At 69.6% G+C, this 22,125-nt stretch carries 24 protein-coding genes; 12 read left to right on the forward strand and 12 right to left on the reverse strand.

All coding sequences use genetic code 11. The features are described from left to right. The first annotated feature begins 7 nt into the window (after nt 1-7). Both ACF8ML_RS05145 and ACF8ML_RS05150 read left to right on the forward strand, forming a co-directional pair. Complete coding sequence (locus tag ACF8ML_RS05145) at nt 8-574, forward strand: TetR/AcrR family transcriptional regulator (RefSeq protein ID WP_016448405.1); 567 nt, start codon at nt 8-10, stop codon at nt 572-574. 144 nt (nt 575-718) lie between these two features. Beyond that, nucleotides 719-1,633, forward strand: a complete 915-nt coding sequence (locus tag ACF8ML_RS05150; protein ID WP_392406543.1) for a LysR substrate-binding domain-containing protein — start codon at nt 719-721, stop codon at nt 1,631-1,633. On the opposite strand, the gene acnD is transcribed toward ACF8ML_RS05150, so the two are convergent. The 3 genes from acnD to ACF8ML_RS05165 are packed head-to-tail and all read right to left on the reverse strand — an operon-like array spanning nt 1,621 to nt 5,873. Beyond that, the gene (acnD, locus tag ACF8ML_RS05155) at nt 1,621-4,248 is read right to left on the reverse strand and encodes a Fe/S-dependent 2-methylisocitrate dehydratase AcnD (RefSeq protein ID WP_392406545.1); all 2,628 of its coding nucleotides are present in this window, start codon (nt 4,246-4,248) and stop codon (nt 1,621-1,623) included. The genes ACF8ML_RS05150 and acnD overlap by 13 nt on opposite strands. A gap of 60 nt (nt 4,249-4,308) precedes the next feature. Beyond that, complete coding sequence (gene prpC, locus ACF8ML_RS05160) at nt 4,309-5,478, reverse strand: 2-methylcitrate synthase (RefSeq protein WP_133073241.1); 1,170 nt, start codon at nt 5,476-5,478, stop codon at nt 4,309-4,311. Then, nucleotides 5,475-5,873 (reverse strand): acyl-CoA thioesterase, encoded by a 399-nt coding sequence (locus ACF8ML_RS05165; RefSeq protein WP_160854293.1) that lies wholly within the window; start codon nt 5,871-5,873, stop codon nt 5,475-5,477. Before ACF8ML_RS05165 ends, prpC begins: the two co-directional genes overlap by 4 nt. Nucleotides 5,874-5,990: 117 nt before the next feature. Here ACF8ML_RS05165 and ACF8ML_RS05170 point away from each other — a divergent pair, with 117 nt between their 5' ends. Beyond that, a complete protein-coding gene (locus tag ACF8ML_RS05170; RefSeq protein ID WP_047327892.1) occupies nt 5,991-7,403 on the forward strand; it encodes a short-chain fatty acyl-CoA regulator family protein in 1,413 nt (470 codons plus the stop codon). Nucleotides 7,404-7,428: 25 nt separating this feature from the next. Here ACF8ML_RS05170 and ACF8ML_RS05175 read toward each other — a convergent pair whose 3' ends face one another. Then, nucleotides 7,429-8,394 carry a PA2169 family four-helix-bundle protein gene (locus tag ACF8ML_RS05175; protein WP_016448410.1) on the reverse strand — a complete coding sequence of 322 codons (966 nt, stop codon included), beginning with the start codon at nt 8,392-8,394 and terminating at the stop codon, nt 7,429-7,431. Between the two features lie 307 nt (nt 8,395-8,701). Here ACF8ML_RS05175 and ACF8ML_RS05180 point away from each other — a divergent pair, with 307 nt between their 5' ends. The 8 genes from ACF8ML_RS05180 to ACF8ML_RS05215 all read left to right on the forward strand — a co-directional run bounded on the left by ACF8ML_RS05180 (nt 8,702) and on the right by ACF8ML_RS05215 (nt 15,140). Then, the gene (locus ACF8ML_RS05180) at nt 8,702-9,025 is read left to right on the forward strand and encodes a hypothetical protein (protein ID WP_016448411.1); all 324 of its coding nucleotides are present in this window, start codon (nt 8,702-8,704) and stop codon (nt 9,023-9,025) included. 238 nt (nt 9,026-9,263) lie between these two features. Further along, entirely contained in the window at nt 9,264-9,497 is a 234-nt protein-coding gene (locus ACF8ML_RS05185) for a hypothetical protein (RefSeq protein WP_016452716.1), read from the forward strand. A gap of 7 nt (nt 9,498-9,504) precedes the next feature. After that, on the forward strand, nt 9,505-10,323 hold the full coding sequence (gene otsB, locus ACF8ML_RS05190; RefSeq protein WP_047327893.1) for a trehalose-phosphatase: 819 nt from the start codon (nt 9,505-9,507) through the stop codon (nt 10,321-10,323). Continuing rightward, nucleotides 10,320-11,846 carry a trehalose-6-phosphate synthase gene (locus ACF8ML_RS05195; RefSeq protein ID WP_392406549.1) on the forward strand — a complete coding sequence of 509 codons (1,527 nt, stop codon included), beginning with the start codon at nt 10,320-10,322 and terminating at the stop codon, nt 11,844-11,846. Before otsB ends, ACF8ML_RS05195 begins: the two co-directional genes overlap by 4 nt. Nucleotides 11,847-11,957: 111 nt before the next feature. Beyond that, the gene (locus ACF8ML_RS05200) at nt 11,958-13,034 is read left to right on the forward strand and encodes an acyl-CoA dehydrogenase family protein (protein WP_016448415.1); all 1,077 of its coding nucleotides are present in this window, start codon (nt 11,958-11,960) and stop codon (nt 13,032-13,034) included. After that, nucleotides 13,022-13,780, forward strand: coding sequence for a PIG-L deacetylase family protein (locus ACF8ML_RS05205; protein WP_074922447.1), 759 nt, complete (start codon nt 13,022-13,024; stop codon nt 13,778-13,780). Before ACF8ML_RS05200 ends, ACF8ML_RS05205 begins: the two co-directional genes overlap by 13 nt. Then, nucleotides 13,777-14,385 (forward strand): class I SAM-dependent methyltransferase, encoded by a 609-nt coding sequence (locus ACF8ML_RS05210; protein ID WP_392406550.1) that lies wholly within the window; start codon nt 13,777-13,779, stop codon nt 14,383-14,385. The genes ACF8ML_RS05205 and ACF8ML_RS05210 overlap by 4 nt, the downstream gene beginning before the upstream one ends. After that, a complete protein-coding gene (locus tag ACF8ML_RS05215) occupies nt 14,382-15,140 on the forward strand; it encodes a glycosyltransferase (RefSeq protein WP_392406552.1) in 759 nt (252 codons plus the stop codon). The genes ACF8ML_RS05210 and ACF8ML_RS05215 overlap by 4 nt, the downstream gene beginning before the upstream one ends. Here the strand turns inward: ACF8ML_RS05215 and ACF8ML_RS05220 are convergent. The 3 genes from ACF8ML_RS05220 to ACF8ML_RS05230 form a co-directional block, all read right to left on the reverse strand. Next, the gene (locus ACF8ML_RS05220; RefSeq protein WP_016448419.1) at nt 15,110-15,670 is read right to left on the reverse strand and encodes a DinB family protein; all 561 of its coding nucleotides are present in this window, start codon (nt 15,668-15,670) and stop codon (nt 15,110-15,112) included. The genes ACF8ML_RS05215 and ACF8ML_RS05220 overlap by 31 nt on opposite strands. Before the next feature lie 22 nt (nt 15,671-15,692). Further along, nucleotides 15,693-16,568, reverse strand: coding sequence for a PhzF family phenazine biosynthesis protein (locus tag ACF8ML_RS05225; RefSeq protein ID WP_392406553.1), 876 nt, complete (start codon nt 16,566-16,568; stop codon nt 15,693-15,695). A gap of 63 nt (nt 16,569-16,631) precedes the next feature. Beyond that, nucleotides 16,632-17,036, reverse strand: coding sequence for a VOC family protein (locus ACF8ML_RS05230; protein ID WP_016448421.1), 405 nt, complete (start codon nt 17,034-17,036; stop codon nt 16,632-16,634). Between the two features lie 69 nt (nt 17,037-17,105). On the opposite strand from ACF8ML_RS05230, the gene ACF8ML_RS05235 reads away from it, so the two are divergent. Further along, nucleotides 17,106-18,473, forward strand: coding sequence for a PLP-dependent aminotransferase family protein (locus ACF8ML_RS05235; protein WP_392406555.1), 1,368 nt, complete (start codon nt 17,106-17,108; stop codon nt 18,471-18,473). Here the strand turns inward: ACF8ML_RS05235 and ACF8ML_RS05240 are convergent. Genes ACF8ML_RS05240 through ACF8ML_RS05260 form a run of 5 tightly spaced genes read right to left on the reverse strand, consistent with a single transcriptional unit; the run spans nt 18,457 to nt 22,124 of the window. After that, the gene (locus ACF8ML_RS05240; RefSeq protein WP_016448423.1) at nt 18,457-18,897 is read right to left on the reverse strand and encodes a nuclear transport factor 2 family protein; all 441 of its coding nucleotides are present in this window, start codon (nt 18,895-18,897) and stop codon (nt 18,457-18,459) included. The two genes, ACF8ML_RS05235 and ACF8ML_RS05240, sit on opposite strands and share 17 nt — an antisense overlap. Nucleotides 18,898-18,902: 5 nt before the next feature. Then, complete coding sequence (locus ACF8ML_RS05245) at nt 18,903-19,694, reverse strand: SDR family oxidoreductase (RefSeq protein ID WP_016448424.1); 792 nt, start codon at nt 19,692-19,694, stop codon at nt 18,903-18,905. Nucleotides 19,695-19,699: 5 nt separating this feature from the next. Then, entirely contained in the window at nt 19,700-20,260 is a 561-nt protein-coding gene (locus ACF8ML_RS05250) for a DUF3833 domain-containing protein (protein WP_016448425.1), read from the reverse strand. Beyond that, nucleotides 20,257-21,537 carry an MFS transporter gene (locus ACF8ML_RS05255; RefSeq protein WP_392406557.1) on the reverse strand — a complete coding sequence of 427 codons (1,281 nt, stop codon included), beginning with the start codon at nt 21,535-21,537 and terminating at the stop codon, nt 20,257-20,259. The genes ACF8ML_RS05250 and ACF8ML_RS05255 overlap by 4 nt, the downstream gene beginning before the upstream one ends. A 17-nt stretch (nt 21,538-21,554) precedes the next feature. Next, entirely contained in the window at nt 21,555-22,124 is a 570-nt protein-coding gene (locus tag ACF8ML_RS05260) for a chalcone isomerase family protein (protein ID WP_016448427.1), read from the reverse strand. Nucleotide 22,125 lies beyond the last annotated feature (1 nt).

The following is a 22,125-nucleotide window of genomic DNA, read 5'->3' on the forward strand; positions in this document are numbered from 1 at the left end:
ACAAGCGATGACGAGCACCAAGCAAGAGGACGAAGGCAAGCTGCTGGGCGCACTGGCACTGGCGCTGCTGGACGATCCCAAGGCCAATCTGCAGGAGCTGGCACGCGCCATCGGCATCAGCAAGGCCACGCTCTACCGCTTCTGCCCCACGCGCGACCAGCTCATCGACCGGCTCATAGGGCATGCGGCCGACACCCTGTCGCGCGCCATGCGCGCGGCCGAGCTGGAGCGCCACGCGCCGCTGGAGGCGCTGCGCCGCCTCACCGCCCACTGCCAGGACCACCAGACGCTGCTGCTGTTCCTGATGTATTTCTGGCGCTCCGACATCTCGGTGGTCGGCCAGATAGAGAGCGAATGGGTGGCGGCCATGGATGCCTTTTTCCTGCGCGGCCAGCAGGCCGGCGTGTTCCGCATAGACATCACGGCTGCGGCCATGACCGAGCTGTGGCTGTCCATGGTCGTGGGGCTGCTGGATGCGGAGCGGCGCGGCCGTGTTGCGCGGGCCAGCGTGGCGGCCGTGATGGAGCAGTCCTTCCTGCACGGCGCCCTGCAGCCCGGCGCACCGGCCGCGTAGCACGCCGGGCGCCGATGGGGGAAACCGAGGTGATGAATGATGGTCATGCACTGCTTTCAATCGATGAAGGCAGCCATGGAATGGATCCACATCAATGAACTAGAATTTTTCTAGTTCAAAAATCCATGAATTTTTCTCACCAAAATGCTCGAACGCACCCACCTCGCCATCGTCCGTGAAGTCGAAAAACAGGGCTCGCTGACGGCGGCGGCCGGCGTGCTGTGCGTGACGCAGTCGGCGTTGAGCCACAGCATGAAGAAGCTGGAGCAGCAGCTGGGCACGGACATCTGGCTGCGCGAAGGCCGCAGCCTGCGCCTGACGCAGGCCGGCCAGTACCTGCTGGCCGTGGCCCAGCGCGTGCTGCCCCAGCTGGACCTGGCCGAGGAGCGGCTGCGCCAGTTCGCCCAGGGCGAGCGCGGCGCGCTGCGCATCGGCATGGAGTGCCATCCCTGCTACCAGTGGCTGCTCAAGATCGTCGCGCCCTATCTGGCGAGCTGGCCCGATGTGGATGTGGATGTGAAGCAGAAATTCCAGTTCGGCGGCATCGGCGCGCTGTTCGGCTACGAGATCGACCTGCTGGTCACGCCCGATCCGCTGTTCAAGACGGGCCTGGAGTTCGTGCCCGTGTTCGACTACGAGCAGGTGCTGGTGGTCTCCAGCGCGCATGCGCTGGCAGGGGCCGATTTCGTGGAGGCCGCCCAGCTCGCGCCCGAGGTGCTGATCACCTATCCCGTTCCCATGGACCGGCTGGACATCTACAACCAGTTCCTCATGCCGGCCGGCATCACGCCGCGCCGCCAGAAGGCCATAGAGACCACGGACATCATGATGCAGATGGTGGCCAGCGGCCGGGGCGTGGCGGCCCTGCCGCGCTGGCTGGTGCAGGAGTACGCGGGCAAGCTGGACGTGGTGCCCGTGCGCCTGGGCGCCCAGGGCATTGCCAAGCAGATCTTCCTGGGCGCGCGGGTGGCGGACCTGCAGACCGACTATCTGCAGGCCTTCATCGAGCTGGCGCGCCAGCCGCTGGCCGCTGGCACGCTCCCTGCTCAGGCGGCCTGAGCCTGCGCCAGGAAGTCCTGCGCAAACCGCTGCAGCACGCCGCCCGCTTCGTAGACCGATACCTCCTCGGCCGTGTCCAGCCGGCAGGTCACGGGCACGCGCAGCGTCTGGCCGTCTCTGCGCTCGACCACCAGCGTGAGTTGGGTGCCCGGCGTGCGCTCGCCTTCCACGCCATAGATCTCCGTGCCGTCCAGCCCCAGGGTCTTGCGGTCGGTGCCCGGCACGAACTGCAGCGGCAGCACGCCCATGCCGATGAGGTTGGTACGGTGGATGCGCTCGAAGCCTTCGGCCACCACCGCCTCCACGCCCGCCAGGCGCACTCCCTTGGCCGCCCAGTCGCGTGAGCTGCCCTGGCCGTAGTCGGCGCCCGCGATGATGATCAGCGGCTGGCGGCGGTTCAGGTAGGTTTCCATGGCCTCCCACATGCGCACCACGCGCCCTTCGGGCTCGATGCGCGCCAGCGAGCCCTTGTGCTGCACGCCGTCGATGACGGCCATCTCGTTGACCAGCTGCGGGTTGGCGAAGGTGGCCCGCATGGCCGTCAGGTGATCGCCGCGGTGGGTGGCGTAGGAGTTGAAGTCTTCCTCGGGCAGGCCCATGCGCGCCAGGTATTCGCCCGCCGCGCTGTCGGCCAGGATGGCGTTGGAGGGCGACAGGTGGTCGGTGGTGATGTTGTCGGGCAGCAGGGCCAGCGGCCGCATGTTGCGCAGCGTGCGCGGGAAGGCCGCCAGCGCGCCCACGCCTTCGGTATCCCAGTAGGGCGGGCGGCGGATGTAGGTGGACTGGGGGCGCCAGTCGTACTGTGGCCGGGCCCGGTCTCCATCGTCCTTGCGGATGGCGAACATGGGTTCGTAGACGGCGCGGAATTGCTCGGGGCGCACGGCCTGGGCAACGATGGCGTCGATCTCCTCGTCGGCGGGCCACAGGTCCTTGAGGCGGATCTCGCGGCCTTCCACCACGCCCAGCACGTCCTGCTCGATGTCGAAGCGGATGGTGCCCGCCAGCGCATAGGCCACGACCAGCGGCGGCGAGGCCAGGAAGGCCTGTTTGGCATACGGATGGATGCGCCCGTCGAAGTTGCGGTTGCCCGAGAGCACGGCCGTGGCGTAGAGGTCGCGCTCGACGATTTCCTGCTGGATCCTGGGGTCCAGCGCGCCGCTCATGCCGTTGCAGGTGGTGCAGGCAAAGGCGACGATGCCAAAGCCCAGCTGCTGCAGCTCGCTGAGCAGCCCGGCCTCCTTCAGGTACAGCTCCACGGCCTTGGAGCCCGGCGCCAGCGAGGACTTGACCCAGGGCTTGCGCGTGAGACCCAGGCGATTGGCATTGCGCGCCAGCAGCGCCGCGGCGATGACATTGCGCGGGTTGCTGGTGTTGGTGCAGCTGGTGATGGCCGCGATGATGACGGCCCCATCGGGCATCAGGCCCTGGCGCTCCTGGGCGCGGGCGGCCTGCAGCTTGGCCGCATCGGCAATGCCGCGCTCGGCCAGGGCCGAGGTGGGCAGGCGCCGGTGCGGATTCGAGGGACCGGCCATGTTGCGCACCACGGTGGACAGGTCGAACTGCAGCACGCGGTCGTACTGGGCATCGGCCAGGCTGTCGCTCCAGAAACCTGCGGTGCGCGCATAGGCCTCGACCAGGCGCACCTGGGCCTCGTCGCGGCCGGTCAGGCGCAGGTAGGCCAGGGTCTGGTCGTCAATGGAGAACATGGCCGCCGTGGCGCCGTATTCGGGGCACATGTTGGAGATGGTGGCGCGGTCGCCGATGCTCAGGCTGTCGGCGCCCTCGCCAAAGAATTCCACATAGGCGCCCACCACCTTTTGCTGGCGCAGGAATTCGGTCAGGGCCAGCACGATGTCGGTGGCGGTGATGCCGCCCTGGCGCCGGCCCGTGAGGCGCACGCCCACGATCTCGGGCATGCGCATCCAGGAGGCGCGGCCCAGCATGACGTTCTCGGCCTCAAGGCCGCCCACGCCCACGGCGATCACGCCCAGGGCATCGACATGGGGCGTGTGCGAGTCGGTGCCGACACAGGTATCCGGGAAGGCCAGGCCATCCTGCACTGTCACCACGGGGGACATCTTCTCCAGATTGATCTGGTGCATGATCCCGTTCCCTGCGGGGATCACGTCCACGTTGGCGAAGGCTTTTTTTGTCCACTCGATGAAGTGGAAGCGGTCCTCGTTGCGGCGGTCCTCGATGGCGCGGTTCTTCACGAAGGCATCGGGATCGAAGCCGCCGCACTCCACGGCCAGCGAGTGGTCCACGATGAGCTGCACGGGAACGACGGGGTTGACCTGGGCGGGGTCGCCGCCTTCGGCCGCGATGGCGTCGCGCAGGCCGGCCAGGTCCACCAGGGCGGTCTGGCCCAGGATGTCGTGGCAGACCACGCGCACGGGGTACCAGGGAAAGTCGATGTCGCGCCGGCGCTCGATGAGCTGCAGCAGGTAGCCGTCCAGCTGCGCGGGATCGGCGCGGCGCACGAGGTTCTCGGCGTGGACGCGGGCGGTGTAGGGCAGGCGTGCCCAGGCGCCGGGCGAGAGCGCATCGACGGCGGCGCGGGCATCGATGTAGTGCACCGTGGTGCCGGGCAGGGGTTTCTTGTGGTCGTTGTTCATGGGGCGGATGCAATGCGGGCAGGCCTGCAGCCCGCCCGCCAGGTTCAGGACAGCGGCGGCTCAGGCGCGCGCATCGAGGGGCACGAACTTCTGGTCATCCGGCCCCGTGTAGTTGGCGCTGGGGCGGATGATCTTGTTGTCCTGGCGCTGCTCGATCACGTGCGCTGCCCAGCCGCTGGTGCGCGCGATCACGAACAGCGGCGTGAACATGGCCGTGGGCACGCCCATCATGTGGTAGCTGACGGCGCTGAACCAGTCCAGGTTGGGGAACATCTTCTTGACCTCCCACATCACCGATTCCAGCCGGTCGGCAATGTCGTACATGCGGGTGGTTCCGGCCTCGTCGGACAGGCGCTTGGCCACGCCCTTGATGACCACGTTGCGCGGGTCGCTGACGGTGTAGACGGGGTGGCCGAAGCCGATCACCACTTCCTTGGCATCGACGCGGCGGCGGATGTCGGCCTCGGCCTCGTCGGGCGTGTCGTAGCGCTTCTGGATCTCGAAGGCCACCTCGTTGGCGCCGCCATGCTTGGGCCCGCGCAGCGCGCCGATGGCGCCCGCGATGGAGGAATACATATCGCTGCCCGTGCCCGCGATCACGCGCGCCGTGAAGGTGGAGGCGTTGAACTCATGCTCTGCATAGAGGTTGAGCGAGGTGTGCATGGCGCGCACCCAGCCTTCGGACGGCCGGTGGCCGTGCAGCAGGTGCAGGAAGTGGCCGCCGATGGAGTCGTCGTCGGTCTCCACCTCGATGCGCCGGCCCGAATTGCTCCAGTGGTACCAGTACAGCAGCATGGAGCCCAGGCTGGCCATGAGCCGGTCGGCAATGTCGCGGGCACCCGCCAGGTTGTGGTCGTCCTTTTCCGGCAGCACGCAGCCCAGGGCCGAGACGCCGGTGCGCATCACGTCCATCGGATGGGCGCCGGCAGGCAGTTGCTCCAGCGCCTGCCTGACGCTGGCCGGCAGGCCGCGCAGCGCCTGCAATTTGGTCTTGTAGGCCTGCAGTTCGGGGCGCGTGGGCAGCTTGCCGTGCACCAGCAGATGGGCGATCTCCTCGAACTCGCAGACCTCGGCAATGTCCAGGATGTCGTAGCCGCGATAGTGCAGGTCGTTGCCCGAGCGGCCCACGGTGCACAGCGCTGTGTTGCCGGCGGTCACGCCCGACAGCGCGACGGATTTCTTGGGCTTGAATGCGGACGCAGATGGCGCGTCGATGGTCGTGGTACTCATGAAAGGGTCTCCTGGTTCAGATAGGAATGGGCAATGGCCGCAGGAAGGCCGTTGTGGTCGACAGCCACCATCTCGAACAGGCCCTTGAGCACGTCCTCGCAGGCAATGCCCGGCGCCTGGGCCGACGCGGTGACGCAGACCGTCATGGAGCTGCGCCCCACGCGGCTGACCCAGCCGCGCAGGACGATCTCATGGCCCACGGGCACGGGCGCCAGGAAGTCCACGCCGGTGACGGCGGCCATCACGACCTCGCGCTGTGCCAGGCTGCGCGCAGCGAGAAAGGCCGCCTTGGCCATGAGCTGCAGGCCCTGGCCCGCGAACAGCGTGCCGTGGTGGTTGGCCAGCGCGGGCAATACCAGTTCATGCAACTCGGCGGTTCCGGTGGGTGTTGTCATGTTTCGCAATTTACGCAAAATAGCGCCCCTGCCATAGTGCTGAAAAGGCAAATTCTTGCGAAACGAAGTCCGCGAATTTGCAAATTCTGCGAATAACAGCCACCCGAGGAAACAGCCATGAAGAAGACGTTCATGGGCGTCAAGCTGCGCAAACTGCGCGCGGAGCACGGCCTGTCCCAGATCGCCCTGGCCCACGCGCTGGGCCTGTCGCCCAGCTACCTGAACCAGCTGGAGCAGAACCAGCGGCCGCTGACGGTGTCGGTGCTGCTCAAGCTCAACCGCGTGCTGGGCGTCGATATCCAGCAGTTCTCGGAGGACGAGGAAGCGCGCCTGGTCGCCGGCCTGCGCGAGGCCCTTGCCGAGGCGCCCGAATCCATTGCCCTGCCCGAGCTGCAGGAAGTCGCCGCGCAGATGCCCGCCCTGGGACGTGCGGTGATGGCGCTGCACCGCCGCCATCTGGAAGCCCTGGAGCGCATCGAGAGCATGTCGCTCAGGCTGGGCGATGACCGCTCGGACATGCCGGTGGCGCGCACCATGCCGTTCGAGGCCGTGCGCGATTTCTTCTTTGCGCACCAGAACTACTTCGATGAAGTGGACCGCGCGGCCCAGGCCCTGGCCGGCGAGGCGCGTGCGGACCCGGGCCATCTGGCGGACTGGCTGGTCCGGCGGCTGCAGCAGCGCCACGGCGTGCAGGTGCATCGCTCGGAAGACTCCCGGCAAAGCCAGCGCCGCTTCGACCCGGCCACGCGCTCGCTGTGGCTGTCCTCGGCGCTGGAGCCTGCGCAACAGGCCTTCCAGCTGGGCACGCAGCTGGCCTTGCTGGAGATGGGCGACACGCTGGACCGGCTGATCGCCACCGCCGCCTTCCAGGGCGACCCGGCCTCAAGCAAGCTCGCCCGCGTGGGCCTTGCCAACTACTTTGCGGGCGCGCTGTTGCTGCCCTACGACCTGTTCCTGGAATCGGCCGAGCAGCTGCGCTATGACATCGACCTGCTGGGCCAGCGCTTTGGCGTGGGCTTTGAAACCGTCTGCCACCGGCTGAGCACGCTGCAGCGGCCCGGCGCGCCCGGCGTGCCCTTCTTCTTTGTGCGCGTGGACCGCGCGGGCAATATCTCCAAGCGCCAGTCGGCCACGCATTTCCACTTCAGCCGCACCGGCGGCACCTGCCCGCTGTGGACGGTGTACGAGGCCTTCGGCCAGCCCGACCAGGTGCTGCGCCAGCTCGCCAGCATGCCCGACGGGCGGCGCTACCTGTGGATTGCACGCTCGGTCTCGCACGGTCAGCGCGGCTATGGTTCGCCGCGCAAGACCTTCTCCATCGGCCTGGGCTGCGACATACGCCATGCCGCGCGCCTGGTCTATGCCAAGGGGCTAGACCTGGGCGATCCGGAATCGGCCACGCCCATCGGCATGGGCTGCAAGGTCTGCGAGCGTGACCAGTGCACGCAGCGCGCCTTTCCCTATGTGGGAAAGGCGCTGCATGTGGATGAGAACGCCAGCCGCTTTGCGCCGTACGGCGTAGGCGGCTAGCAACCCCCAGGCATCCTGTGCCGGGTCAGGAGGCTGCGCGCATGCGGTCGCGCAGATCGCGCACTTCGTCGTGGTTGCGCTGCGCGCCCTGGGCCTGGCGCTCCACCATCACGCGGATGGCCGGAGGCAGCGGCTGCTTGAGCGCCTTGCGGTACTGGGCCACGGCGGAATCCTCGCCGCGCTCGCACTCCTCCAGCACGGCCTTGTCGTCCTGCGAGGTCAGCGCCGTCTTCACCGACACCCAGCCCCGGTGCAGCGCGCCGGCCACCGTGCCGCCCGATGCTGGCTCGCGGCCCAGCTTGCGGATCTCGGCCTCCAGCTCCAGCGCGGCGGCGCCGCACTCGGCGCTATGGCGCAGGAACAGGGTCTTGAGGTCCGGCGAGTCGGCGTTCTCGGCCGAGGTGCGAAAGCCGTACTCGCCATCGCGGCAGGATTCGAGCAGGTCGTTGAGCACGTCGGCCACATCGTCGTTGTCGATGTCGCCGGTGTAGGCCGGTGCCACGATGGTCCCCGTGTCATCACGGACATCGCGAACGCCTGCGCGCTCCCAGGCTGCGCGCGCTGCGGGCCGGGCCTGGTCCCAGTCCAGATGGCTGGCGCCACGGCGCGTGGTCCATTCGCGCTCCCATTCGGCGTCGAAGGCATCGAAATCGGCATCGCGGCGCGCGGCGGCCGCGTTCCAGCCCAGCTCGTAGGCGGGGCGGTACTCCTCGTAGCTGCGGCCGGCCACGTAGTAGGGCTCGTTCTGGTAGGCGTCGCGCCAGTAGGCGTCCTCGACCGTGGGATTGACGGCTTCGGCCGCGCCCTTGCCGGCCAGCCCGCCGACCACGGCACCGGCCACACCGCCCACGGCAGCACCGATGGGGCCGCCCATTGCGCCGAATGCAGCGCCGGTCACGGCACCGCCTGCAGCGCCTATGCCGGTGCCCACGGGATGTGCGCCGGGCGCGTCAGACAGCGGGTCACGGTTTGCGGGATTCGATTGCGTCATGGAATGTGCTCCTTGGCAGTTGAAAGTGATGTCTATCGTGATCGCCGTGGCGCGCCGCCGGCGTGCGCGCTTGCGGCCATGTGCCGTAGGAACGCGGCGACCGGGCCTTGCGGACATCGCGCCAGTGGCCTGTGGCCATTTTTCGCACCCCGGCACAGGGCAATCGGCGTGCCTGAGAACGGCGTTCATGCGCGAGGCATCTTTTCGTTCCTGCGCTTTCGGCGTGGTCCCACGGCGGCTGCGAAAGGGCCAAGAGACCATGGCCCAAGCGCCGCCTGCGCAGGCCCGCGAATGAAAGGAAGACGCCATGAAAGACAAGACCCCATCCGCATCCAAGTCCTCTGCACCCACACAGGCGAAGCCGTCGGGCGATGGCCAGACCAAGCTGCCCGGACAGGTCGGCAAGGCGCCCCATGCGCCCGGTGAATCCGATGCATCCGACGCATCCGAACAGGGCCTGCGCCTTCCGCACGAGCGCGACCAGAGCCTGGACGCTACCAGCGATGCGCCCGATCCGGTGATGCGCCAGGCCCATGACGACCTCGCCTCCGGCCAGGTCGATACCGACATGCGCCAGACGCCGGGCCTGGATGCCGAACGGCGCAAGAAGATGGTGCGCAAGCAGCCTTGATTGCACCTGAAGCGCAACGAGCTGCTGGCAGCCAACAAGATCGCCAGCAACCGCATGACCGGCATCGAAGGGCTCTGGACGGGGAGCAGCTGCAGCAAGGGGCGGCCTTCCACGTCAATCTGGCCGCCCGCGCGCACGAAAGCGGAGCCTGCAAGGAATGCCACTCCATCGACGAAGACGACCCGGCACGGCCCGGCAACTGAGGTGCCCGCGCTTCACTCCATACAGGAGCAACCCCATGCCCGACATTCCCGACTGGCTCCAGTGGCCTGCCTTTCTGGCCTCCATCGCCGGCGCCTGGTGTGTGGGCTCGCGTTCTGCGCAAAGGCGCAACCTGGGCTTCTGGATCCTGATGCTCAGCAATGCGCTGTGGGCGCTGTGGGGCTGGTCCACGGCGGCCTGGGCGCTGGTGAGTCTGCAGTTCTGCCTGGCCATCACCAACATCCGCGGCTCCATCAAGGCCGAGCGGTGAGCAGGCCATGGCAGCAGACGCTTTCCTGATGTCGTTCCACGAAACCGGCAACCCATACCCTGGCGCCTCCATGGAAACACCCCCATCCCCCACCTGCAGATCCGCACTGTTCCTCGACTTCGACGGCACGCTCGTGCCGCTGGCCGAGACCCCGGACGCCATTGCGCCAGACCCCGGCCTGATCCCGATGCTGACCAGGCTGCAGGGTCTGTTGGGCGGTGCGCTGGCCATCGTCACGGGTCGGCAGGTCGAGATGCTGGACCACTATCTGGCGCCGCTGCATCTGCCCGCCGCCTGCGAGCACGGCCTGCAGCGGCGGGATGCCGCAGGCCGCCTGCACATGCAGGCATCGGCCATGCCAGAGACCGTGCTGCAGATGTGCAATGCCTTGGCGGCCGATCATCCCCGCCTGCTGGTGGAGCGCAAGCGCTCCTCGGTCGCACTGCACTACCGGCGTGCGCCAGAGCTGGCGGCGCTGTGCCTGGACATGTTGGTCCGCGCACTGCGGCACCAGCCCGGGCTGGAGTTGCTGCACGGCAAATGCGTGCTGGAGGTCAGGCCCGCAGGCGTGGACAAAGGCCACGCCATTGCGGCCTTCCTGCGCGAAGCGCCGTTCGCCGGCCGCACCCCGGTGTTTGCCGGTGACGATGTCACGGACGAGAGCGGCTTTGCCGTGGTGCAGGCACACGGCGGCATGGCGATCAAGGTGGGCGAAGGCGCAAGCAGGGCCAGCCACCGGCTGGGCAGCCCGCAGGCCGTGCATGCCTGGCTGAAGTCCGCATGCATGCACCTGGCTGCGCAGACCTGCGCGGAGGTGCTGCCATGAGCCGGCTGGTGGTGATCTCCAACCGCGTGGCCGATCCGCGCAGGGCCGCGGCCGGGGGCCTTGCCGTGGCCATGGGCGATGCGCTGCGGCAGACGGGCGGCCTGTGGTTCGGCTGGAGCGGGGCCGTCACCGACGACGGTGCCCAGGCCGCGCCGGCCGGCCATGTGCACCGCACCCAGGCAGGCAACGTCACGCTGGCCACGGTGGACCTGGACCGCGCGGACCATGACAGCTACTACGCGGGCTTCAGCAACGGCGTGCTGTGGCCCGTCTTTCACGGACGGCTGGACCTGGCGAGCTTCGACACGGGCCATGCGGCCGGCTACCGCCGCGTGAACCAGCTGCTTGCGCGCAGGCTGCTGCCGCTGCTGGCGCAGGACGACATCCTCTGGGTGCATGACTACCACCTGATCCCGCTGGCGGCCGAGCTGCGCGCCCTGGGCTGCCGCCAGCGCATCGGCTTTTTCCTGCACATCCCATTGCCCCCGCCGACCCTGCTGGCGGCCATTCCCGAGCATGCATGGCTGATGCGCTGCCTGTTTGCCTACGACCTTGTGGGCCTGCAGACCCGCCAGGACGTGCAGCATTTCGAGCGCTATGTCTGCGACGAGGCCGGGGGCCAGTCGCTGGGCGATGGCGCCTTGCGTGCCCATGGGCAGCGCCTGGTGTGCCGCGCCTTCCCCATCGGCATCGATGTGGAGGGCTTCGCGGCGCTGGCCCTGTCCGGCGCATCGCAGGACATGCATGCGCGCATGAAGCACGAGTACGCACAGCGTCGCCTGATGCTGGGCATAGACCGGCTGGACTACTCCAAGGGCCTGCCGCAGCGCCTGCGTGCCTTTCGGGAGCTGCTGGCCCGCCATCCCGAGCAGCGCCGGCGCGCCACGCTGATCCAGATCGGCTCGCCCACGCGCGAGGGCCTGGACGCGTATGCCGACATACGGCGGGAGCTTGAATCGCTGTGCGGCGCCGTCAACGGCGACTACGGCGAGCTGGACTGGATGCCCGTGCGCTACATCCACCAGACCCTGCCGCGCGATGGCATTCCGGGCCTGTGCCGCGCGGCGGCCGTGGGCCTGGTCACGCCGCTGCGCGACGGCATGAACCTCGTGGCCAAGGAATATGTGGCGGCCCAGGACCCGGCCGACCCGGGCGTGCTGGTGCTGTCGCGGTTTGCCGGCGCGGCCGAGCAGCTGCAGGAGGCGCTGCTGGTCAATCCCTACGACGTGCACGGCACGGCCGCCGTGGTGCAGCAGGCCCTGCAGATGCCGCTGCAGGAAAGGCGCCAGCGGCACCAGCGGCTGCTGCAGCGCATCGCCGAGCAGGACGTGCACTGGTGGCGCAAGGCCTTTCTGTCTGCCTTGAAAGAGGCCAGGCCGCTGGAGCACAGGGAAAGGGAAGCCTTCGGCATCCCCGTTCCCTCGATCAGGCAGGAGCAGGCACCGCTGCGCCTGGAGCTGGCCGCCTGCCCTGCCGACGGCGTGGAACGGGACGCCTGCCGGTCGGTGGTCTCCGACAGGTAATGCCTTCCTGCTCCTGCGGCGCCGCGTTCATCCTCCCGGCACCATGGCATCGCCCGGCCCCACCCCCATTTCCCGGGCTGCGCACGACACACAAAAGGAAGGCAAGCGGCGATGGCCCAGCACGACAACGAGCACGCCCATGCGTGGACATGCAGCGACACGCTGGCGCAGGCCTTGCGCGGCCACACGGACCTGTCGCCAGCGGACCAGTTGGCCCTGCTGGTGGCGCAGGGCGCCGACCGCCTGCCGCTGCCGGGCCATGGCCACACGCTGCAGCGCTGGCGCGCACTGGCCGAGGTGGCCGCCCACAGCCTGAGCCTGGCCAAGCTCTATGAAGGCCATACCGATGCCCTGGCCATCCTGTCCGAGCTGCAGGCCGACCTGGCCACCGAAGGCCTGCGCTGGGCCGTCTGGTGCGCCGAGCCGCCGGGCGAGCGCGTGCAGGCCACGCCCACGGCCCCCCATGCTGCGGCACATGCCGGCATGGCCGTGCAGCTGTCCGGCCACAAGCCCTGGTGTTCGGGCGCGCGCGCGGTGGACCGTGCCCTGGTCAGCGGCTGGCTGGCCGACGGCCGGCGCTGCCTGATCGCCGTCACCATGGACCAGCCCGGCATCCGCAGGGACGACAGCCACTGGCAGGCCGTGGGCATGGCCGCCAGCGCCAGCGCCGACGTGCACTTCGACGGCGCCACCGGCGTGCTGGTCGGCGAACCGGGCCAGTACCTGAGCCGCCCCGGCTTTCACCATGGCGGCGCGGGCGTTGCGGCCTGCTGGCATGGCGCGGCAGCGCGCATCGCCAGCCATCTGCAGCAGGCCGTCGGTCAAGGCGAGGACCCGCACCGCCAGGCCCACCTGGGCGCGCTGGATGTGGCCCTGGCCGGCGCGGCCGGCCTGCTGCGCGACGCTGCGGCCCGCATCGATGCCACGCCCTCGGACCCCTGCCTGCTGGCCGTGAGCCGCGCCCGCCTGGCCGTGGAAGCCGCCGCCGAAGAGGTGCTGCGGCGCGTGCCGCGCGCCATCGGACCGGGCCCGCTGTGCAAGAACAGGGGCCTGGCGCAGCTGATGGCCGACCTGCCCGTCTTCATCCGCCAAAGCCATGCCGAGCGTGACCAGGCCGCGCTGGGCCGCCTGCTGGCCGACAAGGCACAGGCCTCGCAGGCACCGGGAGGCGCGGCATGGATGCTGTGAAGCCGCGCCTCATCGAGGGCCGGGGCACGCCGGAATCGCGCTGGCAGGCCTGGTTTGCGCAGCGCCGGCCAGCGCAGGTATCCATGGACGACCTGCTGGACGGCCGGCGCCGCGCCGTCATCGTCGCGCCGCACCCCGATGACGAGATCCTGGGCTGCGCCGGCCTGCTGCGCCGCTGTGCCGAGCGGGGCATGCCCTGCCTCATCGTCTCCGTGACCGATGGCGGAGCCAGCCACCCCGACTCGACGCTGTGGCCGCCGCAACGTCTGGTGCGCGAGCGCGTGCAGGAAAGCACCCAGGCCCTGGCCCTGCTTGCGCCGCAGGCGCAGGTGCTGCGGCTGGGCCTGCCCGACGGCCATATCGCCGAGCATGCAGCGCAGTTGCTGCAACGGCTGGAGCCGTTGCTGCAGCCCTCGGATGCGCTACTGTGCACCTGGCGCGAAGACGGGCACCCGGACCACGAGGCCACGGGCCAGGCCTGCGCCACGGCAGCCCGGCACGCGGGCTGCCGGCTCTTCGAGCTGCCGATCTGGGCCTGGCACTGGGCCGAGCCCGGCGACGCGCGCGTGCCCTGGCACCGCGCCGCCGCCATTGCGCTGGCGCCGCAGGAGCTGGCGCTCAAGCGCCAGGCCCTGTCGTGCTTTCGCAGCCAGCTGCTGCCGGACCCGTCCACGGGCCGCGACGCCATCCTGCCGTCCTGGGCCACTCAGCGCCTGCTGCGTCCGTTTGAAGTGGTGTTTCTATGAACGGCGCCAGGCAGCACTTCGAGCACATGTACCAGGCCGACCCCGACCCCTGGCAGGTCGCATCGCGCTGGTACGAGCGGCGCAAGCGCGACCTGCTGCTGGCCGCCCTGCCGCGCGAGCGCTATGCCTACGGCTTCGAGCCCGGCTGCGGCAATGGCGAGGCCACGCAGCGCCTGCTGCAGCGCTGCGACCGGCTGTGCGCCGTCGACTTCTCGGACAGGGCCGTGGATCTGTGCCGCCAGCGGATTGCGCCGCAGGACCGCGCCCGCCTGGACCTGCAGGCCCTGCCCCTGCCCTGGCAATGGCCACAGGTGCCCCAGGCGCCGCAGCAAGGCTTCGATCTCATCGTGGTCTCGGAGCTTGCCTACTACTTCGACGACGCGGCACTGGCGCATTTCAACCGCCAGTGCCTGGCCTCGCTGCAGGGCGGCGGCCACTGGCTCATGTGCCACTGGCGGCATGGGGCGCACGATCACCTGCAGAGCACCCGCGCCCTGCATGACAGCGTGTCGGCCCATGCGCAGCTGCACTTGCTGCTGAGCCACAGCGAACCGGATTTCCAGCTGGACATCTGGCAGAAAACCCCTGAAAGGACGGACAGATGATCGGCGTGTGCATCCCAGCCCATGACGAGGAAGACCTCATAGGCCGCTGCCTGGACAGCGTGTTTTGCGCGGCCGCCCATGCCGACCTGCAAGGCGAGACCGTGGCCGTCGTGGTGGTGCTGGACAGTTGCCAGGACGCCACCGAATCGGCCGTGCGCCGCTGGCCCGCCATCCCGTTGTCCATTGCCGCGCGCAACGTGGGCAAGGCGCGGGCCCTGGGCTCGGAGTACCTGCTGCTGCTGGGCGCCCGCTGGCTGGCCTTCACGGACGCCGACACCACCGTCTCGCCGAGCTGGCTGGCCGACCAGCTGGCACTTCAGTCCGACGTGGTCTGCGGCACGGTGCAGGTGGCCGATTGGTCGGACCACGGCGTCCAGGCGGACACGGCGCGGCGGCACTTCGAGACCACCTACACGGACCGCGACGGCCACCGCCACGTGCATGGCGCCAACCTGGGCATCTCGGCCTGGCACTACCGCCAGGCCGGCGGGTTCGACGCACGCACCTGCGGCGAGGACCAGGACCTGGTGGACCGCCTGGCGGCCGGCGGCGCCCGCATCGCCTGGTCGGCCCGGCCCCGGGTGATGACCAGCGGCCGCGCCTACTCGCGCGTGGCCGACGGTTTTGCCGGTGCGCTGCGCCAGGGATGGGCCCTGCCCGGCGACGCGCCGCCTGCGCTGCCCGTGCGCCAGGGCGCCCTGGCGCAGCAGGCCCTGGCCCTGCCTCAACCGCAGGCCGGCTCGTCCACGCGGTAGCAGTCCCTGAGGAACACCGGCAGGTCGTTGGCCGGCGGCACGAAGGGCACCTGGTACATCATGTCGCTGACAAAGCCACGGTGGTAGCTGCCGTGGTTCACCACATGCAGCACGATCTGCTCGCGCGTCATGGCACCCTGCCCGCCGCCCACGAACTCGAAGTGCACGACCTTCGCCAGTTCCTCGTCCGGGCACGCATCGACGAACTCCACATACCAGCGGTCCATTGCCTGCACCGATTCCCACAGCGCCTGCAGCGTGGGCGTGTGGTCGGTGTTGCGCATGGTGTAGCCATGTTTGCGGCCCTGCAGGTGGTGCCTGAAGATGTCCTCCACCACAAGGACGTGGTTCAGCGTGCGCACCATGTTGCCGAAGCTCGTGGGCCGCTGTTTCAGAGCCTCGCCTTCGGGCAGCTCCATCACGCTCTTGAAGGTCAGGCCGTTGGCCCAGGCCTTGTAGCGCACCAGCATTTTCAGGTTGGCCCTGGCCGATGAGACGGGAGCGCGCGGGCTCTCTTGGATCGCTGTCATTCGTGGGTTCTTTCGGTGTGGATCAAAGGCCGCTCAGTGCGCCTTCGACATGGGTGCGCGCCGTGCCGCCCACCCAGACCTGGCCCGTGCCGTCACGGGTCAGGAAGATGCGGCCGTCACGGCCCAGACAGCGGCCCTGGGCGGCAACGTAGTCGCTGTCCATCACCCCCGTCGCAAACAGCCACTGCGCCAGCGAGGCGTTGAGGCTGCCGGTGACGGGGTCTTCGACGATGGCGCCCTGGTGATCGGAGAAGAAGGCGCGCACCTCGCAGGCGGCAGGGCTGGCATCGCTGGCACCGCTGGCACCACCGATACCCCTGGCATAGGGCCCCACCACGCCCACGTCCATGCGCGTGGGCCACTGCCGGGCCGGGTTCAGCGCCAGCACCTGCTCGGCCGAGGCCAGGCGGATGCCCAGCCAGCCGGGGCCGTTGTCTATCCACGAGGCGGCCTGCACCTCTTCGGCGGTGATGCCCAGCATGCGCAGCGCGGCATCCAGCTCGTCGGCGGTGGGCGCGCCAAAGCGCAGCATGGGCGGCGCGGCGAATGCCAGCCGCCCATGCTCCTGCCGTATCTGCACCAGGCCCGCCCCGCACTCCTGGACGATGTGGCCTGCGTTCCTGGGCGCAACGCGCTGGGACAGCCAGGCATGGCAGCTGCCCAGCGTGGGATGGCCGGCAAAAGGCATCTCCCGGTCCAGCGTGAAAATCCTCACGCGGTAGTCGGCCTGCGCCTGCGTGGGCGGCAGCAGGAACGCGGTTTCGGAGAGATTGAACCAGCGCGTCAGCTGCTGCATCTGTGCGGTGGTCAGCGCCTGCCCACCGGTGATCACGGCCAGCGGATTGCCGGACAGCGGGCCGCTGGCGAAAACGTCGACCATATGAACGGCAATGCTCATGAAGACAGTCCTTGTTGCATGGGAAGGAAAAGAAGGGGAAACGGACGGCGGTCCCGATCTGCGCTACGGCCGCACATCGGCGCGATGCACCACATGGACCTTGTTGCCGTCGGGGTCGCGCAGGTAGGCACCGTAGTAGCCATCGCCGTAATGAGGTCGCGGGCCGGGCGGGCCTTCGTCGCTTCCGCCACGCGCCAGGCCGGCGGCATGGGCCGCATCCACCGCCTCGGGCGACGGCGCCAGAAAGGCCGCCATGCTGCCGTTGCCCGCCGTGGCCGGCTCGCCGTTGAAGGGGCTGTAGACATAAAAGCGCGGCAAGGAAGCCTGCGGCGCCACCCAGCACAGCGCGGCCGGCCCGCCATCGGGCTGGACGGCGCGGCGCTGCAGTCCCAGCGGGGAAAGCACCGCGTCATAGAAGCGGCCGGCCCGCTCGAGATCACGGGCGCCGACGGTGATGTGGCTGAACATGGGGTGAACGTTACACTATCGAGAAATGAAATAGTGTCACGGCACACTCTTTTTTTCCTTGCCCCGACCATGCTCCTGCCCTCCCCCTGGACACCCCGTCTTGCGCGCATTGAAGCCAGTGCCGCCGAGCGGCTGGCGCGCGCCCTGGCCGACGACATCGTCGAAGGCCGGCTGGCCGGCGGCGACCGCCTTCCCGCCCACAGAGACCTGGCCGACAGGCTGCAGATCGGCCTGGGCTCGGTGACCAGGGCCTATGCGCTGCTGGAGCGCCGGGGGCTGACGCGCAGCGTCAAGGGCAGGGGCACCTTCGTGGCCGCCCGGCGGACGCAGGGCGGCGAGGCCATCGACCTGTCCTCCAACGCGCCGCCGGCCGCCATCAGCGAACGCCTGCTGGCGCGCACGCTGACCGCGATTGCGCGCCGCATCGATGCCGATCACTTCAATTCCTACGCGCCGCCGGGCGGACATGCGGAGCATCGCCGCGTGCTCGCGCGCTGGCTGCAGACGCTGGGCCTGAACGTGGAACCCGGCCACATGGTGCTGACCAGCAGCGCGCGCCAGGCGCTGTCCCTGGCCCTGGACCTGGTCTGCCAGCCCCGGGGCCGGCTGCTGACCGAGCGCATCACCTACCCCGGCGCCATTGCCCTGGCCCGGCGCAAGGGCTGCGCCCTGCAGGGCCTGGCCATGGACGCGCAGGGCCTGCTGCCGCAGGCGCTGGCCGATGCGCTGGAGGGCATTCCCGCCGCCGAAGGCAAGGTGGTCTACCTGACCCCCACGCTGCACAACCCGACCACGGCCACCATGGGCGCGGAGCGCAGGCGGGCGATCGTGGATATCTGCCGGAACGCAGGCGCCTGGATCATCGAGGACGGCGTGTATGCCGCCTGCTCGCCAGATCACGCGCGCCTTGCGCACCTGGCGACCCTGGCGCCCGAGATCACCCTGCATGTGAACGGGCTGTCCAAGTCGCTGGGCCCGGGGCTGCAGGTGGGCACGCTGGTGCTGCCGCCAGCGCTGTGCGGCGCCGCGCTGGCGACGCTGCAGGAGCTGTCCATGGCGCCTTCGGCCCTGTCATGCGCCGTGGTCGATGAATGGCTGTCCCAGGGCGTGGTCGCCTCCCTGCAGGCCGACCTGCGCCATGAGGCACAGCGGCGCGTGCGGCTGGCCGCATCGCACCTTGCCCCACACCTGGGCGACAGCCGCCTGGTGCTGCACCCCGAGGCCTACAACGCCTGGCTGCCCATGGAGCGCGAGGCCGCCGACCGCCTGGTGTCGGCCGCAGCGGCGCTGGGCGTGACGCTGACCGATCCGGGCTCGCTGATGGTGGAGCCGCACGACCGTGCCAGCGGGCTGCGCATCTGCCTGGGCGCCCCAGGCCTGGACGACCTGGACGGCGCCCTGGCGCAATTGGCCCGGCTGCTTACTGCGGAGCCCTGAGCTTGTTCTGCAGCGCCCTGGCCACGGCACCCAGCACGGGCACCTTGGCAAAGATTTCCTCCACCGGGTCCCAGAAGTCGCGGTGCACTGCCACCAGTCCCTGCGCATCGAACTCCAGGTAGCTGGTGCCGCAGATGTGCATGGGCTGGCCCGATGCCCTGACAAAGCCCAGCTCCCACAGCAAAAAGCCGCTGTCCCCCTGCACCGCGCCCTGGCTGACGGCGAAGCGGGGCCGGTCCAGTTGCTCGAACATGTGGGCGAACACGCGCTGTATCGCTGCGTGGCCGCGCACATCGTTGAACGGGTCCTTGAACCGGGCCTGTTCCGCATAGAGGGCCAGCAGCGCCGGCAGGTTGTCGCGGCGCAGCGCCTCATAGGCCTGGGCCAGCCGGTCCAGTCGGGGATCGCCGAGGGCAGTGCTCATCGGTTTCAGGCTCCTGTGATGCGGCGAACCGCCGAGAAATACCAGGCATCGGGCAGGCAGCGCAGCAGCCGCACCCAGCGCGTGAAGCGGCGCGGAAAATTCATCTCGAAGCGCCCCTGTGCCCAGCCCTGCAGCATGTGCCGGGCGGCCTCGTCGGCACCGATCAGGGCCGGCATGCTGAAGCTGTTTTGCGCCGTCAGCGGCGTATCGACAAAGCCGGGGTTGATGATGGACACGCCCAGGCCCGGGCCGTGCAGGTCCAGGTAGAGGTTTTCTGCCAGGTTGTTGAGCGCCGCCTTGGTAGGACCGTAGGCCAGGGACATGGGCAGCCCGCGATAGCCTGCCACCGAGCCGACCAGGGCCAGATGCCCCTGGCCGGCCTCCAGCAGCATGGGCAGCACCGCATCGAGCAGGTGCAGCGCGCCGCCATAGTTCACGGCCAGGTGGCGCTGCATCTCGGCCAGGTCGAACTCGGTGGCGCGCTGGGGCCGGTAGTGGCCGGCACAGTACACCACCAGGTCGGGCGCCCTGCCCACATGGGCCCGCACGGCACGGGCTGCCTGTGCCACGGCCTGGGCATCGGTCACGTCCAGCGGCAGGGCCAGGCAGCCTTCGCGGCCGCGCACGAAATCCTGCAGCGCACCGCCATGCCGCGCAGAGACAATCACGCGCGCGCCCTGGCCGTGCAGCGCTTCGGCCGTGGCGCGCCCTATGCCCGAGGAGGCGCCCAGAAGCCATGCCGAGCGGCCCTTCCAGTCGCGCAGCGGCGGGTTCAGCCGGCGGGATAACAGTGGCATGGCCATCACTCCTTGATGATGGCCAGCGTCACGTCGCCCAGGTGCAGGCCGAGCTTGCTCATGGCCGTGCGGTTGAGCAGGGTGCGCCCGTCCATCAGGTACATCCAGTCGTCCATGCTGACGTTCCAGACCCTTCCGTCCACGGGCAGGGCCAGCACATAGCTCCAGCGGATGGCATTGCCCGCGCTCTGGCCCTGGGCCTCGCCCACCACGTCGTCGGCCCGGCCGCTGTAGCGGCCCTCGCCCAGGTGGCGGATATGCCAGATGCGCTGCTGCGTGCTGCCGTCGCTGTAGACGAAGTGCTCATCGAGCGTGCCCTCGTCGCCATTCCAGCGGCCCGTCATGCGCACGGTGAATCGCTTGACCACCTTGCCCGAGCGGTCCGTGAACATGCCGTGGGCCGTCAGCGGCCCGTTGAAGTACTGGCGCAGGTCCAGCGTCGGCTGCTCCTTGGCGTAGTCCTGCACGGAAGGACCGGCGCAGCCCGCCAGAGACAGCGCCAATGCCGCCCCCAGGCAGGCGCGCCGCAGTGGTGAAAACGAAGCGCAGTGGGTGATGTGGCTCATGTGTGCCTCCAGGAAGAATGCAGTCGCTCGGCGCGCCAGAGCAGCCCGGCCGCCGCCAGTTTGAGCAGGCAGGGCAGCCCGCCATAGGCCCAGGCCAGGGCCTGCAGGCCGGCCGGATCGGTGCTGCCGCTGCGGTAGCCCGCAACGGACAGCAGGGGCAGGGCCAGGCCCGCGGCCAGGGCCAGGTTGAGCTTGGTGGCGCAGGTCCACCACCCCAGGTAGCGGCCCTCGCCCTGGCCGCCCTGGCCGGACTCGTGGATCACGCCCGTGAGCAGTGCGCCCGGCAGGGCCAGGTCCGCGCCCAGGGCCAGCCCGCTGGCCAGGCAGATCACGGCGAAGGCCAGGCCGTCACCCGTGCCCAGCCAGGGCGTGAAGCCGAAGGCCAGCACGCTGGCCAGCATGCCCGCGCGCCAGCTGGGCGCCAGGCCCCAGCGCGAGACGGCCTTCACCCACAGCGGCAGGCCCAGGGCGGCCGCGCCAAAAAAGCACAGCAGCAGCAGGGGCTGCATCCCGGGCACCTGCAATCTGTCGGCCACGAAGAAGGGCAGCAAGGTGGCCGGAATGGCCGCGGCCACGCCGTTGACCATGAAGACGGCCAGCAGCCGGCGAAAGCCGGCATCCGCCCATGGTGAGATCCGAGAGGTGTCCGCCGTGGCCTGCTGCGGCAGCGTCACCGGCGCCTTGAGCCGGCACAGCCCCACCAGCCCCAGCGCCAGCCCCAGCGCCAGCACGGCGCTGGTGGTGTCGAACCCCAGCCAGGCCGGCAACACGCTGGCCAGCAGCACACCGCCCAGCGTAGCGCCCTCGCGCCAGGCCGTGACGCGGGCCCGCCAGGCGGGCTGCCCGCCCCAGCGCGTGCCCCAGGCCTGGTGGACGATGGTGACGAAGCTGTAGGCCAGCGTGCACACCAGCAGGCTGCAGGCCAGCCAGCCCAGCATGGCGGCCTGGGCACCGCGCGGCGGATGCCACAGCGCCCAGAAGCCCAGGACCATCAGCAGGCTGGCCAGTGCAGCCGCCCACCACGCTGGCCGCATGCCCCGGCGCAGCAGCCGGTCGGCCTGGCGGCCGATGGCGGGGTCCACCAGGGCATCGAAGGCACGCGTGGCCAGCAGCACCGCGCCCAGCCCCGCCAGCGGCGCACCGGCCACGCTGGCGTAGTGGTAGGGCAGGTTCACATACAGCGGCAGGGACACGAACGCCAGCGGCGCGGCCAGGCCGCCATAGGCCAGCCCTGTGCGCCAGGGCAGCAAGGGGGCGGCGGCAGGGTGCGAGGCCATGGCGTGGTCCCGGGCGCTCAGGATTGGCCCAGCAGCGAGCTGCGCATGGCAGGTGCCGAGGTCTGGGGCGCGAGCCAGATGCCGAAGAACAGGCGCGCATAGTCGGCATCGCGCAGCTGTGCAGTCTGGCGGCCGTTGTGGAAGAAGCGCACCTCGCCCTGGCCGTCGTTCAGGCCCAGCAGCCGGTCCTGGGCCGCCACATCGGGAAATGCCTGCTTCATCAGCGCCAGCCATTGGCGGGACTGCTCCTCGGTGAAGCCGTCGACCCTGCGCATTTCGGCGATGGAGCGCTCGGCGATGGCCGCGCCTTCGAGCTTGCGGTCATAGACCAGCTCCAGCGCGAACGGGTGGCGGGCGTAGTCTTCGGGCACAAAGCCCGGTGCGGCCCACAGCCGTGCCTCGTACACGCGCAGGCCGAAAAAGCGCAGCACGCCCGTGCCCACCAGGCGCGCGGCCGGCAGGGCGCTGCGCAGTTCGGCCGGAAGGTCGGCAGTCGGAGTCTTGGCGTGGAGTTCGTTGGGCATGGCGATCAGTGAAGGGACAAGGGCGCAGGCGGCGCCCCAGGCCAGCGCCTGGCGGCGCGGCATG

The sequence above is a fragment of the Delftia sp. WSY_10 genome, assembly GCF_043104705.1.
Taxonomy (GTDB): Bacteria; Pseudomonadota; Gammaproteobacteria; order Burkholderiales; family Burkholderiaceae_C; genus Comamonas; species Comamonas tsuruhatensis.